Origin of the sequence: Paenibacillus artemisiicola (assembly GCF_017652985.1) — a bacterium.
Lineage (GTDB): Bacteria > Bacillota > Bacilli > Paenibacillales > Paenibacillaceae > Paenibacillus_Z > Paenibacillus_Z artemisiicola.
Genome location: NZ_JAGGDJ010000054.1, coordinates 1 through 16764, shown reverse-complemented (window position 1 = coordinate 16764; position 16764 = coordinate 1). Strand labels below are relative to the sequence as shown.

The 16764-nt window shown below is 60.3% G+C and carries 14 protein-coding genes; 1 reads left to right on the top strand and 13 read right to left on the bottom strand.

Annotated elements, in window-relative coordinates:
• Window positions 1-12: 12 nt before the first annotated feature.
• The 13 genes from I8J29_RS29600 to I8J29_RS29540 form a co-directional block, all read right to left on the bottom strand.
• Window positions 13-1338 (bottom strand): ABC transporter substrate-binding protein, encoded by a 1326-nt coding sequence (locus I8J29_RS29600; protein WP_208850920.1) that lies wholly within the window; start codon window positions 1336-1338, stop codon window positions 13-15.
• Window positions 1339-1376: 38 nt separating this feature from the next.
• Entirely contained in the window at window positions 1377-2210 is an 834-nt protein-coding gene (locus I8J29_RS29595; RefSeq protein WP_208850919.1) for a carbohydrate ABC transporter permease, read from the bottom strand.
• An 11-nt stretch (window positions 2211-2221) separates the two neighbouring features.
• On the bottom strand, window positions 2222-3175 hold the full coding sequence (locus I8J29_RS29590; RefSeq protein ID WP_240546576.1) for a carbohydrate ABC transporter permease: 954 nt from the start codon (window positions 3173-3175) through the stop codon (window positions 2222-2224).
• A 64-nt stretch (window positions 3176-3239) separates the two neighbouring features.
• Window positions 3240-4556: an ABC transporter substrate-binding protein gene (locus I8J29_RS29585; protein WP_208850918.1), complete on the bottom strand. Its 1317-nt coding sequence runs from the start codon at window positions 4554-4556 to the stop codon at window positions 3240-3242.
• A 212-nt stretch (window positions 4557-4768) separates the two neighbouring features.
• On the bottom strand, window positions 4769-6376 hold the full coding sequence (locus I8J29_RS29580; RefSeq protein WP_208850917.1) for a gamma-glutamyltransferase family protein: 1608 nt from the start codon (window positions 6374-6376) through the stop codon (window positions 4769-4771).
• Complete coding sequence (locus I8J29_RS29575; protein ID WP_208850916.1) at window positions 6366-7649, bottom strand: Gfo/Idh/MocA family protein; 1284 nt, start codon at window positions 7647-7649, stop codon at window positions 6366-6368. The genes I8J29_RS29580 and I8J29_RS29575 overlap by 11 nt, the downstream gene beginning before the upstream one ends.
• Window positions 7650-7687: 38 nt before the next feature.
• Window positions 7688-8890 carry an N-acetylglucosamine-6-phosphate deacetylase gene (nagA, locus tag I8J29_RS29570; protein ID WP_208850915.1) on the bottom strand — a complete coding sequence of 401 codons (1203 nt, stop codon included), beginning with the start codon at window positions 8888-8890 and terminating at the stop codon, window positions 7688-7690.
• Window positions 8891-8906: 16 nt separating this feature from the next.
• Window positions 8907-9872, bottom strand: a complete 966-nt coding sequence (locus tag I8J29_RS29565) for an ROK family protein (RefSeq protein ID WP_208850914.1) — start codon at window positions 9870-9872, stop codon at window positions 8907-8909.
• Window positions 9873-9884: 12 nt separating this feature from the next.
• Window positions 9885-11186 carry an alpha-galactosidase gene (melA, locus tag I8J29_RS29560; protein ID WP_090639759.1) on the bottom strand — a complete coding sequence of 434 codons (1302 nt, stop codon included), beginning with the start codon at window positions 11184-11186 and terminating at the stop codon, window positions 9885-9887.
• A complete protein-coding gene (locus tag I8J29_RS29555; protein ID WP_208850913.1) occupies window positions 11183-12145 on the bottom strand; it encodes a carbohydrate kinase family protein in 963 nt (320 codons plus the stop codon). The genes melA and I8J29_RS29555 overlap by 4 nt, the downstream gene beginning before the upstream one ends.
• A 60-nt stretch (window positions 12146-12205) precedes the next feature.
• Window positions 12206-13135, bottom strand: a complete 930-nt coding sequence (gene pfkB / locus I8J29_RS29550) for a 1-phosphofructokinase (protein ID WP_208850912.1) — start codon at window positions 13133-13135, stop codon at window positions 12206-12208.
• Window positions 13136-13139: 4 nt separating this feature from the next.
• Window positions 13140-14000: a class II fructose-bisphosphate aldolase gene (locus I8J29_RS29545; RefSeq protein WP_208850911.1), complete on the bottom strand. Its 861-nt coding sequence runs from the start codon at window positions 13998-14000 to the stop codon at window positions 13140-13142.
• 14 nt (window positions 14001-14014) lie between these two features.
• Complete coding sequence (locus I8J29_RS29540; protein WP_208850910.1) at window positions 14015-15115, bottom strand: SIS domain-containing protein; 1101 nt, start codon at window positions 15113-15115, stop codon at window positions 14015-14017.
• A gap of 245 nt (window positions 15116-15360) precedes the next feature.
• On the opposite strand from I8J29_RS29540, the gene I8J29_RS29535 reads away from it, so the two are divergent.
• Window positions 15361-16116, top strand: a complete 756-nt coding sequence (locus tag I8J29_RS29535; protein WP_208850909.1) for a DeoR/GlpR family DNA-binding transcription regulator — start codon at window positions 15361-15363, stop codon at window positions 16114-16116.
• Window positions 16117-16764 lie beyond the last annotated feature (648 nt).

Here is a 16764-nt window from a genome sequence, read left to right as displayed (position 1 = left end):
GCCTTCCCCCCGTCACTTATGCCGCGCGAGCATTTCGTTGACCGAATCCGTTATCGTTCTTAAAGCGTCCTGCGCGGCGAGCTTGCCGGAAACGACGGCGTAGAAGTTGTCGGATACGGTCTTGAACCAGAAATCGCGGTCGCCGACCGGTCCGATCCACTTGCCGTATTCGAGCGAATCCAGCGAAGCCTTCATTAACGCCACCTGGCCGGTAAAATCGGGGTCCGCGGCTACCGCTTTATTGGCCGGCACGGTAAACGTCGCCAAGTTCCACATTTTCGCCTGCTCCGGATCCGCCGTGAACCGGATGAAGTCGAGCGCCTCCCGCGGATGCCCGCTCGCTTTGGATACGACCTCGCCCCAACCGGATTCCGCTGCGAAGACGGGCGCATCTCCGGCAAAGGGAGGGATCGGCATATAATCGAAGTCGTTCACGCCGAAGGTACCCGTGCCCTCCGCGATGACCCAGGGACCGGCCATCGTCATGGCCGAATTTCCTTTGAAGAAGGTCATATAAGGCTCTTCGTCGGTGCCGAATAACGTCATATCGCTTATTTTTCCGGCAAGGATCATATCGCTCATCGCCGCGAACGCTTTTTCGGCTTCCGGCGTATTGAAGTCGACGTCGTTGTCTTCGGTCCAATAGTTTCCGCCCTGCTGCAGGATCATGGCGAGGAACAGGAAATTAATCGCGTCGGTCGACGTAAAGTCAAAGCCGCGGACCGCGATTTTATTCCCGTCCCGGACGGTCAGCTTCCCCGCTGCGTCCATCAATTCGGCCCACGTTTTCGGCGGATAGGCGATTCCGCTATCATCGAACATTTTTTTATGGGCCAGCGCGCCGTTATTCTCGATATTATATTCGTGAGGGATGCCGTACAGCTTGCCCTCGTACGTATATCCTCCGAGCGGAGCGTCGTAGATATCGTTCTTGACCGAATCGTCTTCCAGCGCCAGGAGATGGCCGTTCTTCGCGTAATCCGTGACCCAGGTGCCGAACATTTGGGCGACGTCCGGCGGCGTATTCGAGGCATAGGCCGCTTTCAGCTTCTGGATAAAAATATCGTAAGGGAAATATTGGTAGTTAATCGTGACGTTCGGCTTCGCTTTTTTATACGCCTCGATCCATTTCTTGTTGGCCTCGACGAAAGAAGGCGTATCCATTGTCCACCAGGTCAGCGTAACCGGACCGTCCGAGCCGGAATCGCCGCCGCCGGGCTCGGCGGAACGGCCGGATTCTCCTGCAGGGCTTCCCGGATTTGCCGCGTTGTTGCCCGAGCAGCCCGCCAGCAGCAGGATCGAGGCCAGCATGAAAGCCGAAATACCGGATTTCTTCATCTTATAACCCCTCCCATTTTTTTGATAATCGTTACGGCTCAGCCCTTCGTGCCCGAAAGCGCGATGCCTTCGACGAAATAGCGCTGCGAGACGCTAAAGACGAGAATCATCGGCAGGATCGCGAGCAGCGATCCCGCCATAAGCAGCGGGTAGTCGGTCAAATACTGCCCCTGAAGGGAAGCCAGTCCCGCGGAGAGCGGCATCTTCTCCGGGGAGCTGTTGACGATCAGCGGCCACATCAAATCGCTCCAGGACCAGAGCGCGGTCATGATGGCCAGCGCGATCAGGCCCGGTTTGGCCAGCGGCAGCAAAATCCGGAAGTAGATTCGGAAATGGTTGCAGCCGTCGATTTTCGCGGCCTCCTCCAGTTCTTTCGGCATCGATTGGAAAAATTGGCGGAGCAGGAAGGTGCCGAAAGCGCTTGTAAGTCCCGGTACGATTAAGGCGGTCAACGTGTTCAGCCATTCGAATTTGACCATGATTAAATATTGCGGGATCAGATAGGCCTGGTTCGGCACCATGAGAACGGATAGCAGCAGGATGAACAGTACGTTTTTTAGCGGAAAGTCGATGCGGGCGAACGCGTACGCGGCAAGCGAGCAGAAGACCAGCTGACCGAACGTCTTCGCGACCGTCGTCATGACGGTATTCCAATAGAAGGCGAGAAAAGGAAGCGTGTCGAAAACGCCGGCATAATTGCGCCACTGGATGGCCTTCGGAAAGATGACCGGCGGAATGCGGGTCGCTTCCCCCATCGTCTTCACCGATGTAAGCACCATCCAGACGAACGGAACGGTCATGACAAGCGCTCCGGCGAGGAGTACGAGATGCGTTGCGGCGAGCTTCATACGGAAACGCTTTTGCGTAGGCATGGCTTGGCCCCCTATTCGTAATGGACCCATTTTTTCTGGAAAATAAATTGGACGACGGTAACAAGCAAGATGATCGCGAACAACAGCAGGGCAATGGCCGTCGCGTAGCCTTTATCGTTATCGAGGAACGCCGTCTGGTAGAAGTAATAGACTATCGTTTGCGTCGCGTCGATGGCAATGCTGTTCGGTCCGATCATCATGAAAATCAATTCGAATACTTGAAGCGAGCCGATCAGCGAAGTGATGGTCAGAAAGAAGAAAGTAGGCGTCAGAAGCGGCAGCGTGATGCGGAACAGCCTCGTCATCGTGCTCGCCCCGTCTATGGAAGCCGCTTCGTACAAGGTCGAGGAGATTCCCTGAAGTCCGGAAATGAGAATGATCATGTTATACCCGATGCCGCCCCATACGGACACGACGGCTATGGAATACAGCGCGATCGACGGGTCGGATACCCAACCGGGCCGCAGATCGGTGAAGAACCCCAGCGCATAGTTGAGCAGTCCGAAGTCGGCGTTATACAGCCATTTCCACACCATGGCCACGGCCGCCGGCATCGTCACCACCGGCAGGAAATACAGCGTGCGGTATATCGGAATCCCGCGGATTTTCTGGTTCAATAAAATCGCGACGATCGTGGAGAGCACCAGACTGACCGGCACGGTGCAGATCGTGAACACCGCCGTATTCTTCAAAGAAAGCCATAATTCCGGATCGCTTGCCATGCGCCGATAGTTTTCCGTACCCGTCCACTCGTAATTCCCGAACGCATCCCACTTCGTAAAGCCGAGATAGAGCGTTTGGAAGAGCGGCCAAATACTGAAAACGGCGGTACCGATCATGGTCGGGGCGATCATAAGATAGGCCCAGAAATAATCGTTGCGGCGCAGCCTGCCCATCCCCATCCTTTTTGTTTGTTTCAGGGGGACGGCCGATTGCGTCGGGGCATTCGATCCTAAGGCGTCCATTCGCATTCCTCCTAATGGCGGCACCGGCCGCCCGGGCGGCCGGTGCCGCGGCTTGATGCACAGGCTAACGCCGCTCTTCCGCCAGCACCTTGTTGCCTGCTTCGTTCACCATCTTGGCGGCTTCCTTGACGGAAATTTCCCCGGCCCACGCTTTCTTGAAATAATCGATTTCGAACTGCTGCCACTTGCGCGTCTCGAGAGAGATCGGATAAGGCACGGCGTATTTCGCGGCGTCCACGAATACCTGCAGGTCGAAGGCCGAATTCGATTCCACGAACGGGGCCTGCGTTCCGTTGAACGCCGGTATGACCGTTCCCGATGCGGCTTGAATATCGGCCGCTTCCTTCGATCCGAGAAATTTCGAGAAGAGCCATGCTTCTTCGGGATGCTTCGCGTTCGCCGCGATAACGTTGCCCAGCCCGTTGATGACGGTGGCTCTCTTCTTGCCTTGCGGCAGCGGAGCGACGTCGACTTTGTCCTTCGTATATTCGTTCTGCGAGAACTCGATCTGGTTCCAGGAGCCGGCGGTAATCATCGCCGCCTTGCCCGATTCGAACAGCACGTTGACCGTGTTGTCCGTCATTTGCTGAAGCGACGGAGACACCTTGTACTTCAGCACGAGATCGTTCAGGAACTGCATCGCTTCGATGGTCGCGGGCTCGCCGTAGCCGAGCGATTTTTTGTCCTCGGAAATGACGTACCCTTCGTTCTGGAATATAAAATTGTAGCCGAGCTCCTGCTGCGAATCGATCGGAGCGGCAAAACCGAAGATGCCCTTCGCGGGATCCGTCAGCTGCTTGGATACCTCCACCAGCTTGTTCCAGTCCCACGTGTCGTCCGGATACGGAACGCCGGCCTTGTCGAACAGCTCTTTGTTATACCATAAGCCGATCGTATCGAAGTCCTTCGGGAACGAATACACCTTCCCGTCGAACGTGTACAGATCGATAAGCGCTTGCGGGTAATTCGCCATATCGACCTGATCGGCCGCGATTTTATCGCTGATCGGGGCGAGCTGGCCGTTGCTGGCATACTTCAGGAAGTTGGCCGGGTTCATCCAGAATAGGTCGGGAAGGCTTTTGCCCGCCGCGGCCGTTTCGAGCTTGGTCCAGTATTGGTCGAACGGCGTCACTTCCACCGTTACCGAAATATTCGGATTCGCTTCGTTGAATTTCCGGATGATTTCCTGCATGGCGGGCTCCTGGTTTTTATCCCAGATCGCGTAGCGCAGCTTCACCTTGTCGCCGGAGCCGGCGCCCCCCGCGCCGGAGGCGCCCGCATTCGCGCCTCCCGCGTTGCCCTCCTCCGCGCCGGAACCGCCGGAGCAGGCGGTCAGAACGACCATCAACGCAACCATCAGTAAGGAAAACAGCTTTTTCATATGAATCCCCCTCAATCGATTTTAAGGCCGAGTTCATGGCTGCCGCGGTTTCCGATGATGTACTAGGCTCGCTCGGTACGATTTGAAAACATGCGTCGATCTATCTATGAGATGCAAGCCATAAAAGCGAAGCGTCGTCTGCTTATGGCTTAAGGCGGGAAGTACGCTTCGCGCGAAGCGGATGGAGGCGAGGAATGAATGCGCAAAGCCGTTTACCAGGCCGCTACGACGCCGTCGGAGCGCGGTTCCGTCGCGCCGGCCAGCACGCCTTCTTTGTTCCGGAGAATGATTTGTCCTTTGCCGAACGTATATTGATCGACGGCCCACTGAATATCGTGCCCCATTCGCAGCAGGGAGAGGCCGGCGGGCTCGGCGAATCCGCGTTCCAGCTTTACCGTTCTGCCGTGAAGCCACTGCCACCTCGGCGCATCCAGCGCGGCCTGGGGGGAGAATCCGAAATCGGCGAGGCTGGACACGACCTGAACATGCCCTTGAGGCTGCATATAACCGCCCATGACGCCGAAAGGGCCGACGGCCTCGCCGTTCCGGGTAATGAAGCCGGGAATGAGCGTATGGTACGACTTTTTGCCCGGCTCCAGGCAATTGGCGTCGGCCGGATCGAGCGAGAAGCCGGAGCCGCGGTTCTGCAGCGCGATTCCCGTTCCCGGAACGACCACGCCCGAACCGAATCCGTCGGCGTTGCTCTGAATGAAGGACACCATGTTGCCGTCCCCGTCGGCGGCGCACAGATAGATGGTATCGCTTCTCGGCAATCGCCCGGGCAGCGGCAGAAGCGCTTCCTTCCCGATCAGCTTCCTTCTCTCTTCCGCATACGAGTCCGACAGCAGTTCCCGAACGGAAATCTTCATGTGCTCCGGGTCGGTGATATACGCCTTCCCGTCCGCGAAAGCCAATTTGATCGCTTCGATCTGCTTGTGGTAATAGGAGGCAAGATCCCGCTCGCTCCGGTCGAAGCCCTTTAACAGGTTCAGCGCGATCAAGGGAACCAGCCCCTGCCCGTTCGGCGGCAGCTCCCAAATATCGTACCCGCGGTAGTTGACCGAAATCGGGTCGACCCACTGAGGAGCGTAAGCCTCCAGATCGCTCTTGCGGATAAAGCCGCCTTGTTTCCGGGAATAATGATCGATTCGGTCGGCCAAACCGCCTTCATAAAAGGCCCGCGCTCCCGTCTCCGCGATGGCCGCGAGCGAACGGGCATGGTCTTGCGACCGCCATACTTCGCCGGCTTCCGGCGCCCTTCCTTCCGGCGCGTAAACGCGGAACCATTCTTCGAACTCCTCTCCCTGCAGTTGCTCCGCGTACCGGTCGTAATACCGCTTCCATTCGCGTGCCAGGTCGGGCGCGACCGGGCAGCCTTCAGCCGCATAGGTGATGGCGGGTCGGAGAAGCTCGGAGAACGGGAGTTTTCCGAATCTTTCCGACAAGGCCGCCCATGATGCCGGGACACCCGGCACCGTCACGGGCAGCCAACCGACCGCCGGCATGCGCTTGTGCCCAAGCGCTTTCACGGCGTCTGCCGAGATGCCCGCGGGAGCAGAACCGCTTCCATTCAGGCCGTGCAGCTTGCCGTCCATGTAGACGATGGCGAACGCGTCTCCTCCCAAGCCGTTGGAAGTCGGCTCCGCGACGATCATGCAGGCCGCCGCCGCGACCGCCGCATCAACGGCGTTCCCGCCTTTCTTCAGCATATCGAGGCCGGCTTGCGCCGCCGCCGATTGCGAAGTAGCGACCATGCCGTTCTTTCCGTACAGCGTCATCCGTTTGGACGGATAAGGGTGATGCATGGCGTCAAACTTCATGGAGGAGGCCTCCCGTCCCGGAGCCTAGATCCTTCAGCCGGCGCACGAATTCGTCCATCGCGACGGTCTTGCCCGTAAGTCTCGATTCTTCCGCGGCGAATACGATGAGGTGGCTGCCGGCGGATTCCATCCCCGAAGAGATTCCCGCCGGTTGCCGATCCTCGACCTGCCGGACGAAGCTTTGCATGATCATCGTATCGGCTCCGCCGTGCCCGCCTTCGACTTCCCGTGGGCGAATCGTTTCCCGCCGGCCGTCGAAAGAAACGATTTCGATCTCGTTTTTGCCGGTGTGGCCCCTGAGCTCGCCTTTCGTGCCCATAATCTTGAAGGAGCGGCTGACGTCATGCGTGAAGGCCGTCATGGTGAACGCAACCGTCACCTCGTTGTCGAACAGCAAATTAACGACCTGATGGTCGACGACGTCGTTATCGCATCTGTACACGCAGCGTCCGTAAGGACCGTCCTGCAGCGCTTTCAAGCGCGCTTCGACGCTGTTCGTCAGGCTGATGACTCTCGCGGGCCATGTATCCTGATCGGTCAAATACAATCTCAGCGCGGAATAATCGCATTCATGCTCGACCCGACAGCCGTCCGTGCATCTGGCGGTCGATCCTTCCGGAGCGTTCTCTTCTTTGAAATAAGAGAGCGAGCCGTAAGACGATACGCTGGTCACGCGGCTTCCGATCAACCACTGAAGCATATCCATGTCGTGGCAGCTCTTCTGCAGCAGCATCGGACTCGATTCGGCCGAATTCCGCCAGTTCCCCCGGACGAAGCTGTGCGCTTGATGCCAGTACCCGACGTTCTCGGTCCACTGAACCGTCATCGTTCTGCCGATCCGGCCTTCCTCCAACAGCTTCTTGACCGCGCTGTAGAAGGTCGAGTACCGCGAGACGTGGCACACGGTGAGAATCCGCTTCCGCCGTTCCGCCTCCTCCGCCATCCGGATCGTCTCCAGCGGGTCGGGAGACATCGGCTTCTCCAGAAGAATGTCGTAACCCGCTTCCAGCGCCTTCATCGTCGGACGGAAATGATCCCTGTCCTGCGTGCAGATCAGAAGCGCTTCGCAAATCCGCGGCTCCTCGAGCAGCTCCTCCCAGGAGGCGAATTGCCTATCCTCGGGAATCCGATGCTCGGCGGCAAATCGCCGTCTGCGCTCTTCGTTCGGTTCCGCCACGGCGACGAATTGAATGTCGAGCGGTCTTCTTAACGCATACGAAGCGTAGGCGAACATCCCTCTGCTGCCCGCGCCAAGCAAAGCTGCTTTAATCACGGTTTCTCACCTCACCCGATATGATCGTTTCGAGATCGTTATTTCAATTTTCTGATAATAGTACCGCTTTCTTGGGAACGATACGCCTCGCGGCCGGCAACGAAGGTCGAGATCAGATTCAGCTCTTGGTCCAGGATTAGAAAGTCGGCGTCTTTTCCGGCCTCCAGGGCGCCTTTACGGCAATCCATGCGGATTTGACGGGCGGGTACCCGGGTTAAAGACGGGAGAATGCGCTCCATCGGCAGGCCGGTAAAGGACATGGCGTTCTTCAGCGCCTGAAGCATCGTCAGCGAGCTGCCCGCCAGGCTCGAGCCGTCCTTCAAATAGATCCGGCCGCCCGTCATGACCACCCGGCCGTAATCGCCGTCCGGCAATCCGCAGCAGGCGACCGCGTCCGTAATCATGCACACGTTCATCGGCGATTTGACGTCGAACAGCAATTTCACCGCCGCCGGGTGCACGTGAATGCCGTCCGCGATAAGCTCCGTCGTAAGCTCGGGACGCGTCAGCCCCGCGCCGGCAAGACCCGGCTCCCGGTGATGCAGCGGGCTCATGCCGTTAAAATGGTGAGTCGTATGGCTCACGCCCCATGCGATAGCCTCCGCGGCCTGCTCGTAGGTCGCGTCCGAATGGCCGGCGGATACGGTCACTCCGCGTTCGGCGAAATAACGGACGGCCTCCCGTCCTCCCTCCGCCTCGGGCGCCAGCGTGACGAGCTTGATCCGCTGCCCGGCGGACCGCATGAATCTCTCGATCTCGCCGAGGTCGGGAGGACGGATGTCGTCCTTGCTCTGCGCCCCGCTTCGCTTGACGTTCAAGAACGGCCCTTCCAGATGGATGCCGAGGAGCTCGGCGCCGGACACGCCTCTTCGCATCGCATCGGCGGCGGCCTCCAGCGCCTTCGTGATCCTCTCGTTCGATGCCGTTGCGGTCGTCGCCAGAAAGGACGTCGTTCCGTGCCGGGCATGAAACCGGCTGATCCCGTCCAGATCCTCGTACGTTCCCTCCATCGCGTTAAATCCGTTCCCGCCGTGGACGTGCACGTCGATAAAGCCCGGCACGATCTTCAGCCCCTCGGCGTCAAAAACCGGGATATCGTCCCCGTATACCGTATCGGGACCGCCAACGTCCCCGATCCTTCCTTCCCCGTCGACCAGGATCCTCCCCCGCTTGATGATTCCGTCGGGCGCGTAAATGTCGGCATTGATCCATAACGCGGGCTTCCGATCGCCGTTCGCCATCCCCGTCCTCCTTTCCCTACTCGCTCCCCCGGCCGATCGCGTAATGAACGCCGCCGTACAATCCGGCGCTATCCCCGAGCGCGGCGGCGACGACAGCCGGCTTGACTTCAAACCTATACTTGCCGTAAATCGCTTCCCGAAGCGGTCCGAGCAGCAGCTCGCCCGCGGCGGCCGCCCCGCCGCCGACGATAATCATCTCCGGATTGAGCAGGTAAACGGCGGTCGTTAATTTGCTGCCGAGCGTCGCTCCGACAAACCGAAAGATGTCCGCCGCGGCGGAATCGCCGGCCATAGCCGCCAGATAGACGTCGCGGGCGGTGATCCGGCCGTCCGGCGAATGAAGAAACGGGATCCTCCCATTCGCCGCCGCCTCGGCGCCCAAGCGGGCGATGCCGGTAGCCGAAGCGATCGTTTCGAGGCAGCCGTATCCGCCGCAATTGCAGCGCGCATGATAGCCGGGAACTTGATCATGCCCGAGCTCGCCCGCGAACCCGCGATGTCCTTCCCACATTTTGCCGTCCACCATGACGGCCGCCGCCATCCCGGTGCCGAGCGTGACGCCGATGACGCTCCCGCTCCCTTTGGCCGCTCCGGCCATCGCTTCGCCCAGCATAAAGATCCGTACGTCGTTGTCGATGTACACCGGGACGCCGAGCCTTTCCGACATTTCCGCGGCGACCGGCACGTTCGCCCAGGCGAGATTCGACGCAGCCAGCGCGATGCCGTTAACCGGATCGACCCTGCCCGGCACTCCCATGCCCACTGCGGCCAATTTCGCTCCTGGCGCATGTTCCCCGACCAGCCGGAAAATTCGTTCCGCGAGTTCGTCCAAAAAGGGGATCGGACGGTCCGTCTTGCCCGGGTAATGCGGCAGCGAAGTGGCGAACGACCGTTTCGCCCGCAAGGCCAGCTCTTGATCGAACAATCCGATGGCCGTGTTCGTACCGCCGATATCCACGCCGATATGTACCTGGTTCATCATGCCGCGCGGCGCTTAACGGAGATCGGGAATGTAAGGCTTATCGGCCTCGTACAGCTCGTCGAACATGCTCTTGATCTCGGCCGGCGAGCAGACGGCGGCGCTGAGCGGATCGATCAGCAGCGCATGATAGGCCATCTCCCTGCTGTTCTCCAGCACCGCGTTTACCGCCAGGTCGAAAAAGGCCATATTGCTGCGACATAAAGCGGCCAAGTGCTCGGGCAGCCGGCCGAACGCGGTAGGCTGCACGCCGTTTCGGTCTACCAGGCAGGCGACCTCGACGATGCCGTCCGCCGGGAGGTTGTCGATCAGGCCGCCGTTCGGCACGTTTCCGTAGATGATCTTCGGCTCGTTCTTCAGCATGCCCTCGATAATGACGGCCGCGTATTCGCTGCTGGACTCCAGAGACAGCTCCCGCGTTCCCTCCACCTTGGCGAGGAGCTCTTCGTCGAGCCTGCTCCGCCGGTTCGGCCAATTGCTCGCGTAAAAGCCGGTACCGCCGAGATAGCCTTCGCCGCAGTGCAGGTCGATCAAATCCTGGCGCTTGCGGTAATAGGGCAAATATTCGGAGAAATGCCCGCTCGATTCCGAGACGAAGGCCCCCGCATATTTCATGAAGTCGAGCCTTACCGGGTCCTTGGCCAGCAGCTCGGGCGTCTCCGCCTTCGCCTTAAGCCCGGGATACAGGTCCTTCCCGTCTCGACTGAGCTCCACGAACCAGGACATGTGGTTGATGCCGCCTGCCCGCCACTTCAGCTCCCCGTACGGGACATCCAGATAATCCGCCAGCTGCCTGGACGTATTCTGGATGGAATGGCACAGCCCGACCACGGGAATATCCGCGGATTTGACGGTAGCGAGCGTAACGGCCGACATCGGATTCGTGTAGTTCAGGATTTGCGCGTCCGGACACAGCTCCCCGATATCCTTCAGAATGTCCAGCCATGCGGGCACCGTCCTCAAAATCTTGAACAGGCCGCCCGGCCCCATCGTATCGCCGATACACTGCTTCACGCCGTATTTGAGCGGAATTTCGAACTCGTTGCGGACGGTCTGCAGCCCGGCAACCTCAATCTGATTGATGACGAACCGGCTGCCGGCGATCACGTCCCTGCGGTTAACGGAGGCTGACACCTTAAACCGCTTCCCCATCAATTGGACGACGCGTTCCGTCAGCTTGCGGGCGATCTCCAGCCGCTCCGCGTCGAGGTCGACCAGCGCGAATTCGCCTTCCTCCAGCCCCTCGATATTCAACATGTCGATCACCAGCTTTTCCGTAAAAAAGCTGCCTGCGCCTATAATCGCGACTTTCGTCATTCCATCGCCACCTTCCCCGGTTTTTCCGGCCGCTGCGCCGCGATGAGCGCTCTCGCTTGCCGGACATCCAGCGCTCCGCCGGTTCCGCCGATCTCCTGCGCGGAGAGCGCGCCGCACGCATTGCCGAAGATCAGCTGTTCCCGCCGCGGCTCTCCTTCCAAAAAGCTGTAAATCAGCCCTGCGTTAAACGAATCTCCGGCTCCCGTCGTATCGACCGCCTTAACGGCAAAACCGGACTCATGCAGCCATTCTCCTTCCGGCGTCAGCATCCGCGCTCCCCGCTTGCCGCACTTGACCGCGACGCTCCCGCGCCGCTTCGGCAGCGCTTCGGCCAATTCGTCCAGATCGGAACAGCCGTAGATGCGCAGCGCTTCTTCCTCGCTCGGGACGAACAGATCCGTCACGGGCAGCAGCCCGTCGATGAGCGGGCGCCGCCAATTCTCTTCCGGATCCCATCCGGCGTCGAAGCTGGTCGTGATGCCGCACGCCTTCGCTTGCGCGAATAAAGCAGCCCATTCCCGCTGCATGCCGAGCTGCAGATAGAAGGAACCGAAATGCAGATGATCGGCCCGCTCCATCATCGAGTCGGGCATGATCGGCACGGCCAGCTTGGGGATGGCCCCCATGAAGGTCAGCAGGGCGCGGTCCGACGGCGTAGAGAGGGAGACGGTCACTCCCGTCTTCTCCCGCGGATCGGTTCGCACATGCTCTACGTTGACGCCAAAGCGCTTCAGCCGCTCGATGCAATACTTGCCGAAATCGTCATCGCCGACCACGGATACGAAGCAGACGTTCAGTCCGAGCTGCGAAAGCCGGCATGCCGTAATGGCGGAAGACGAGCCGAGCGTAATCGAGAAATCGTCTACGAACTTCTCCTTGTTGGGCTCCGGATGAATGCGGCTTCCCGAGATGATTGCGTCGACGTTTAGTTCTCCCAGTACATAGACCGTTTTGGCCATCTTCCCATCTCTCCCGCTCGATACGAGTACGATGCATAATGCTGAGTTTTGAACGGGCCTTTACAACCGGCTGACCGCGACCCGTTCGCAAAGCGCCTTGATATCCGCTTGGCGGACGTCGCCCGTCGCCTCCGACAAAGCGTTGGCCGCCCCGACGGCCGCCGCGAACCGCAGCGCGCCGGAGTCGTCCGCGCCCCTTCGCCAAGCGACGACCAATCCGGCGACGAAGGCGTCGCCGCTGCCGACCGGATTGACCGCCTTCACCCGCGGCGGCTTCGCCCGGTAAAGCCGGGCGCCCAGCATTGCCGCGCAGCCTTCCGAGCCCAGGGAAACGATCGTATGCCGAACCCCCCGCCGCCGCAAATCATCCGCCAGCGCCGCCAGCCTCTCTTCCGAGAAGCGGTCCGCTCCCGTTAGCTGCAGAAACTCCTCTTCGTTCGGCTTGATGGCGTAAGGCCCGGCAAGCATGCCTGACCGAAGGGCCTCCCCGCTCGAATCGAGCACGACGCGGGCGCCCCGCGACGAGGCGATCTCGACCAGCCGGCCGCAATAATCCGGCGGGCATTTCCCGGGAAGGCTTCCCGAAACGATCATCCACGTCTCCGGCGCGGCTAGCTCCCGGATCCGGTCCAGCAGCGCCGCCATCTCCTCTTCCGTCACCTCGGGACCGGGCTCCAGCACCTCGGTCGAGGATCCGTCGGACAGATCGATCAGATTGAGGCAGCTTCTCGTCTCCCCCGCAATGGAAGCGAAGCGGCCCGAAATGCCGTCCTGCTCGAGCTTCTTCGCGATCCACTCGCCGTTCCGGCCGCCCAGAAATCCGGTCGCCGCGACCTCCTCGCCGAGCTGGCGGACGACCCGGGCCACGTTCAGCCCTTTGCCGCCGGCGCTGGCATGCGCGGACACCGCGCGCTGCACGCGGCCGAGCGCCAGCTGCGGGACGCATATTCTCCTGTCCACCGAAGGGTTTAGCGTTACCGTAACGATCACGCCGTCACCTTCCCGCTTTGCCCGCGGATCCGCATAATTCCATCTTCCGCTTGACGAACCGCTTCGTCGCTTCCTTGGCCGGCTTCATGTATTGCCGGGGATCGTTCTCGTCCGGATTCCGGTCCAGCACGGCCTTAATCGCTTCCGTAAACACCATCCGCAGCTCGGTCGCGATATTCATCTTCGCCATGCCCGATCCGATGCATCTGCGCACCTGGTCGTCGGGGATGCCGGAGCCGCCGTGAAGGACGAGAGGCGCCCGGGTGAGCCCGGCAATCAAGCCGATCCGATCGAAATCGATTTTCGGGCCGCCTTTGTAAATGCCGTGCGCAGTCCCGATCGCCGGCGCGAGCGTATGAACGCCGGTCCGTTCCACGAACAGGGCGCATTCCTCGGGGTCCGCCAGCATGGCCTCGTCCTCCCCGACGGAAACTCCGTCCTCCACGCCCCCGATTTTGCCGAGCTCCGCCTCCGCGTTAATGCCCACCGCGTCCGCCAATTCGACGACTTTGCGCGTCTGACGCACGTTCTCCTCGAAAGGATGCATCGAAGCGTCGATCATCACGGAGGTATAGCCCGCTCTCACGCATCTGGCGATGATGTCGAAATCGCTGCAGTGGTCCAGATGAAGAACGATCGGAACCGAGACGAGCTCGGCCGCCGTCTTCGCGGCGGCGGCGATATAGGTCGCCCCGAGATGCTTCACCGTTCCCGTCGTCGACTGCAGGATGACCGGAGACTTCGATTCTTCGGCCGCTTCCGCCACCGCCTGAAGCATCTCCAGCGTATGGACGTTAAAGGCCGGCACGCAATACCCTTCCAATCTCGCTTGGCGGAGAATGGACGTCGATGATACGAGCGACACGTCTCTCCCCCTCCCTACAAGACGACGACTTGCGTCAAATTTTTGGGATGGTCCGGATTAAGCCCCAGCTTGACGGCCGTGAACGTGCCGTAATATTGAAGCAGCGGCAGGTAGAGAATGCTGCGGGCTTCGTCGGAGACGTCCGGCAGCCCTACCTCCAGCACCTGGTCGGCGAACGCGGTGTCCGGGCCGGCGGATGCGGCAATAAGTACGATATAAGCGCCGTAATCCTTCATCTCCGCCGCCACCTTCAGCTCCTGTTCGCGCGCCTGCTCGGACAGCAGCACGACGATGCAGGTGCCATCGTCCGCGATCGCCTTCGGCCCGTGCCGGAATTCCAACGTACCGAAGCTTTCCGTCCATACGTTCGACATCTCCTTCAGCTTGAGGCAGCCCTCCTGGGCAATCCCGAACAAAGCGCCCATGCCGAGAAAGATCGTTTTGTTGAACGAAGCCGACCGCACGATGCCGGAAGCCAGCGCCTTCGCCTTATCGACGACCGCGCCTACCTCGCCGACGGTCCGCTCCAGCTCCTGGATATATTTCGCCTGGCCCGATGCCGAGGCGATCGCGGTTTGCGCGGCCATCACCATGCTGCTTAACGATTTGGTCATCACGGTGCTGCGCTCTTTGCCCTTCTCGGAGACGAGGCACGGAGCCAGCTTCGCCATTTCGCTGTCCGCGTAGCAGGTCACCCCCGCCGTCTTCCAGCCGGTTACCGTTTGCGCCGCTTTAAGGGCGAGCAGCACCTCCGTCGATTCGCCCGAGCGGGAGACGCCGAACACGACGGCCGTCCGTTCTTCCACCGCGGATTGCTTTCGAACCAGCAGCAGGTCCGACGACGGAAGACTGATCGCGGGGCGTCCGAGCCACGCCCGGTAAACGGCCGCCATCGTCTGCGCCTGGTAGTACGAGGAGCCCGACCCGATAAAGATCGCCTGCTCGCCGCCCTTCCGAACGTATTTCTCCACCCAGCCGCCGGATTGAAGCGCGGAACGGAACGCCGTCTCGACGGCTTCCGCCTGCTCCCCGATTTCCTTGTACGTTAACGTTTCTTCCGCCCGTAACGCCGCTTCTTTCGAATCCTGTTCCTCCGTCCGTTGCTTCGATTCCATGACTTCACCTCCTGGTGATTTCTTTCGTCAACGACATAAAAATGATTGACAAGAACAATGTATCACCATAATTTGATTGTGTAAATCAAAATATTCAGTTTTTATTCATAAAACAAAAAAAATATTTAAAAAATAGATTCCTCGCGCAAAGATTTGCTCGAGACGCAAAAAAACGATTTCATAAACCTCACGAAACATGGTAGGATGATAATCATGTTTGCGCATTTTTCAAATGGAGGTACGATATGAGCAAAATAGATGCAAGACGGGGTTGGATTTTGGAGCAGCTCAAGGATAAAGGATCGATTCAAGTCGGCGAGGTCGTGAAGCAGTTTTCCGTCTCCGAAGCGACGGTCCGCCGCGATCTCGAGGTGCTGGAGAACGAGAAGAAATGCATTCGCACGCTTGGCGGCGCCGTGCTCGAAATTATGAAGATGGAAACGCCGTTCTTTAAGAAACTGGAGATCAACGCGGAGGAGAAGAAGCAAGTCGCGGAAAAAGCGCTCGGCCTGATCCGGGACCACGATATCATCGGCTTGACCGGCGGCACGACGAATTATTTCATAGCCAAACGGCTGGATCAGTTCGAGGGGCTGACGATTGTAACGAACGCGATCAATATCGCGTACGAGCTTATCGGCAAGCCGGGGCTGCGGCTTATCGTGACGGGGGGGACGATCAATACGCAAAGTTACGAGCTGTCCGGACCGCTCGCCGACGGCACGCTGAACCGGCTCAGCATTCAAAAAACGTTCGTGGGCGTCGACGGCATCTCCCTTTCGAGGGGGATCACCACGTTCAACGAAATGGAGGCGGAAACGAACCGGGTCATGATGCAAAAATCGCTTCAGAACTATATCGTCGCCGACCATACGAAATTCAACAACAGCTCCCTCTTCGTGATCAACGATTTCGGAAGCGTGAACGGGATGATTACGGATGACGGCGTCTCGCCCGAAATCGTCCGCCGTTACCGGGAAGCGGGCATTTCGTTCATTTGATGAGCTCTCGAACCCGCGCGGGCGCGCTGCCCCCCGGCGGAAAGCGGCCGTACCGGAATACCCGCGCACAGGCTGATCGGCCGACCGGGCGCGTGAACGGTAAGTCAATCCGCGGTACGGACGTAGTCCGAGGATTCCGCACGGGGACGGACGAGCCGGGCGAGCCGCCGGTGGCCTCGGGGTAGCGGCACCGGGCGCGGCTGGCCAGAGGCGCCGAGGCGCCTGGTCGCGGCGCGGGCAACTGGCGTGGCGCCGGGTGCGCCGGGGCGCGCCGCGGACGCTCGGCGGCTGGTTCGAGCGCTCACGGCACCACGCGCGGTGGCGCCCGGTGCGTCGGATCGGGGCGGCGTCTCGACGAGCAGCGTCGCAGCCCGCATCGCCGTCTCGCCTGGGCGCGTCGCGGACGCTCGGCGGCTGGTTCGAGCGCTCACGGCACCACGCGCGGTGGCGCCCGGTGCGTCGGATCGGGGCGGCGTCTCGACGAGCAGCGTCGCAGCCCGCATCGCCGTCGCGCCTGGGCGCCTCGCGGACGCTCGGCGGCTGGCGCGAGCGCTCACGCAGCGGCGCGCCGTGACGTCCGGTGCGCCCAATCGGGGCGCGCGTCTCGGCGAGCAGCGTCGCAGCCCGCATCGCCGTCTCGCCGGGTCG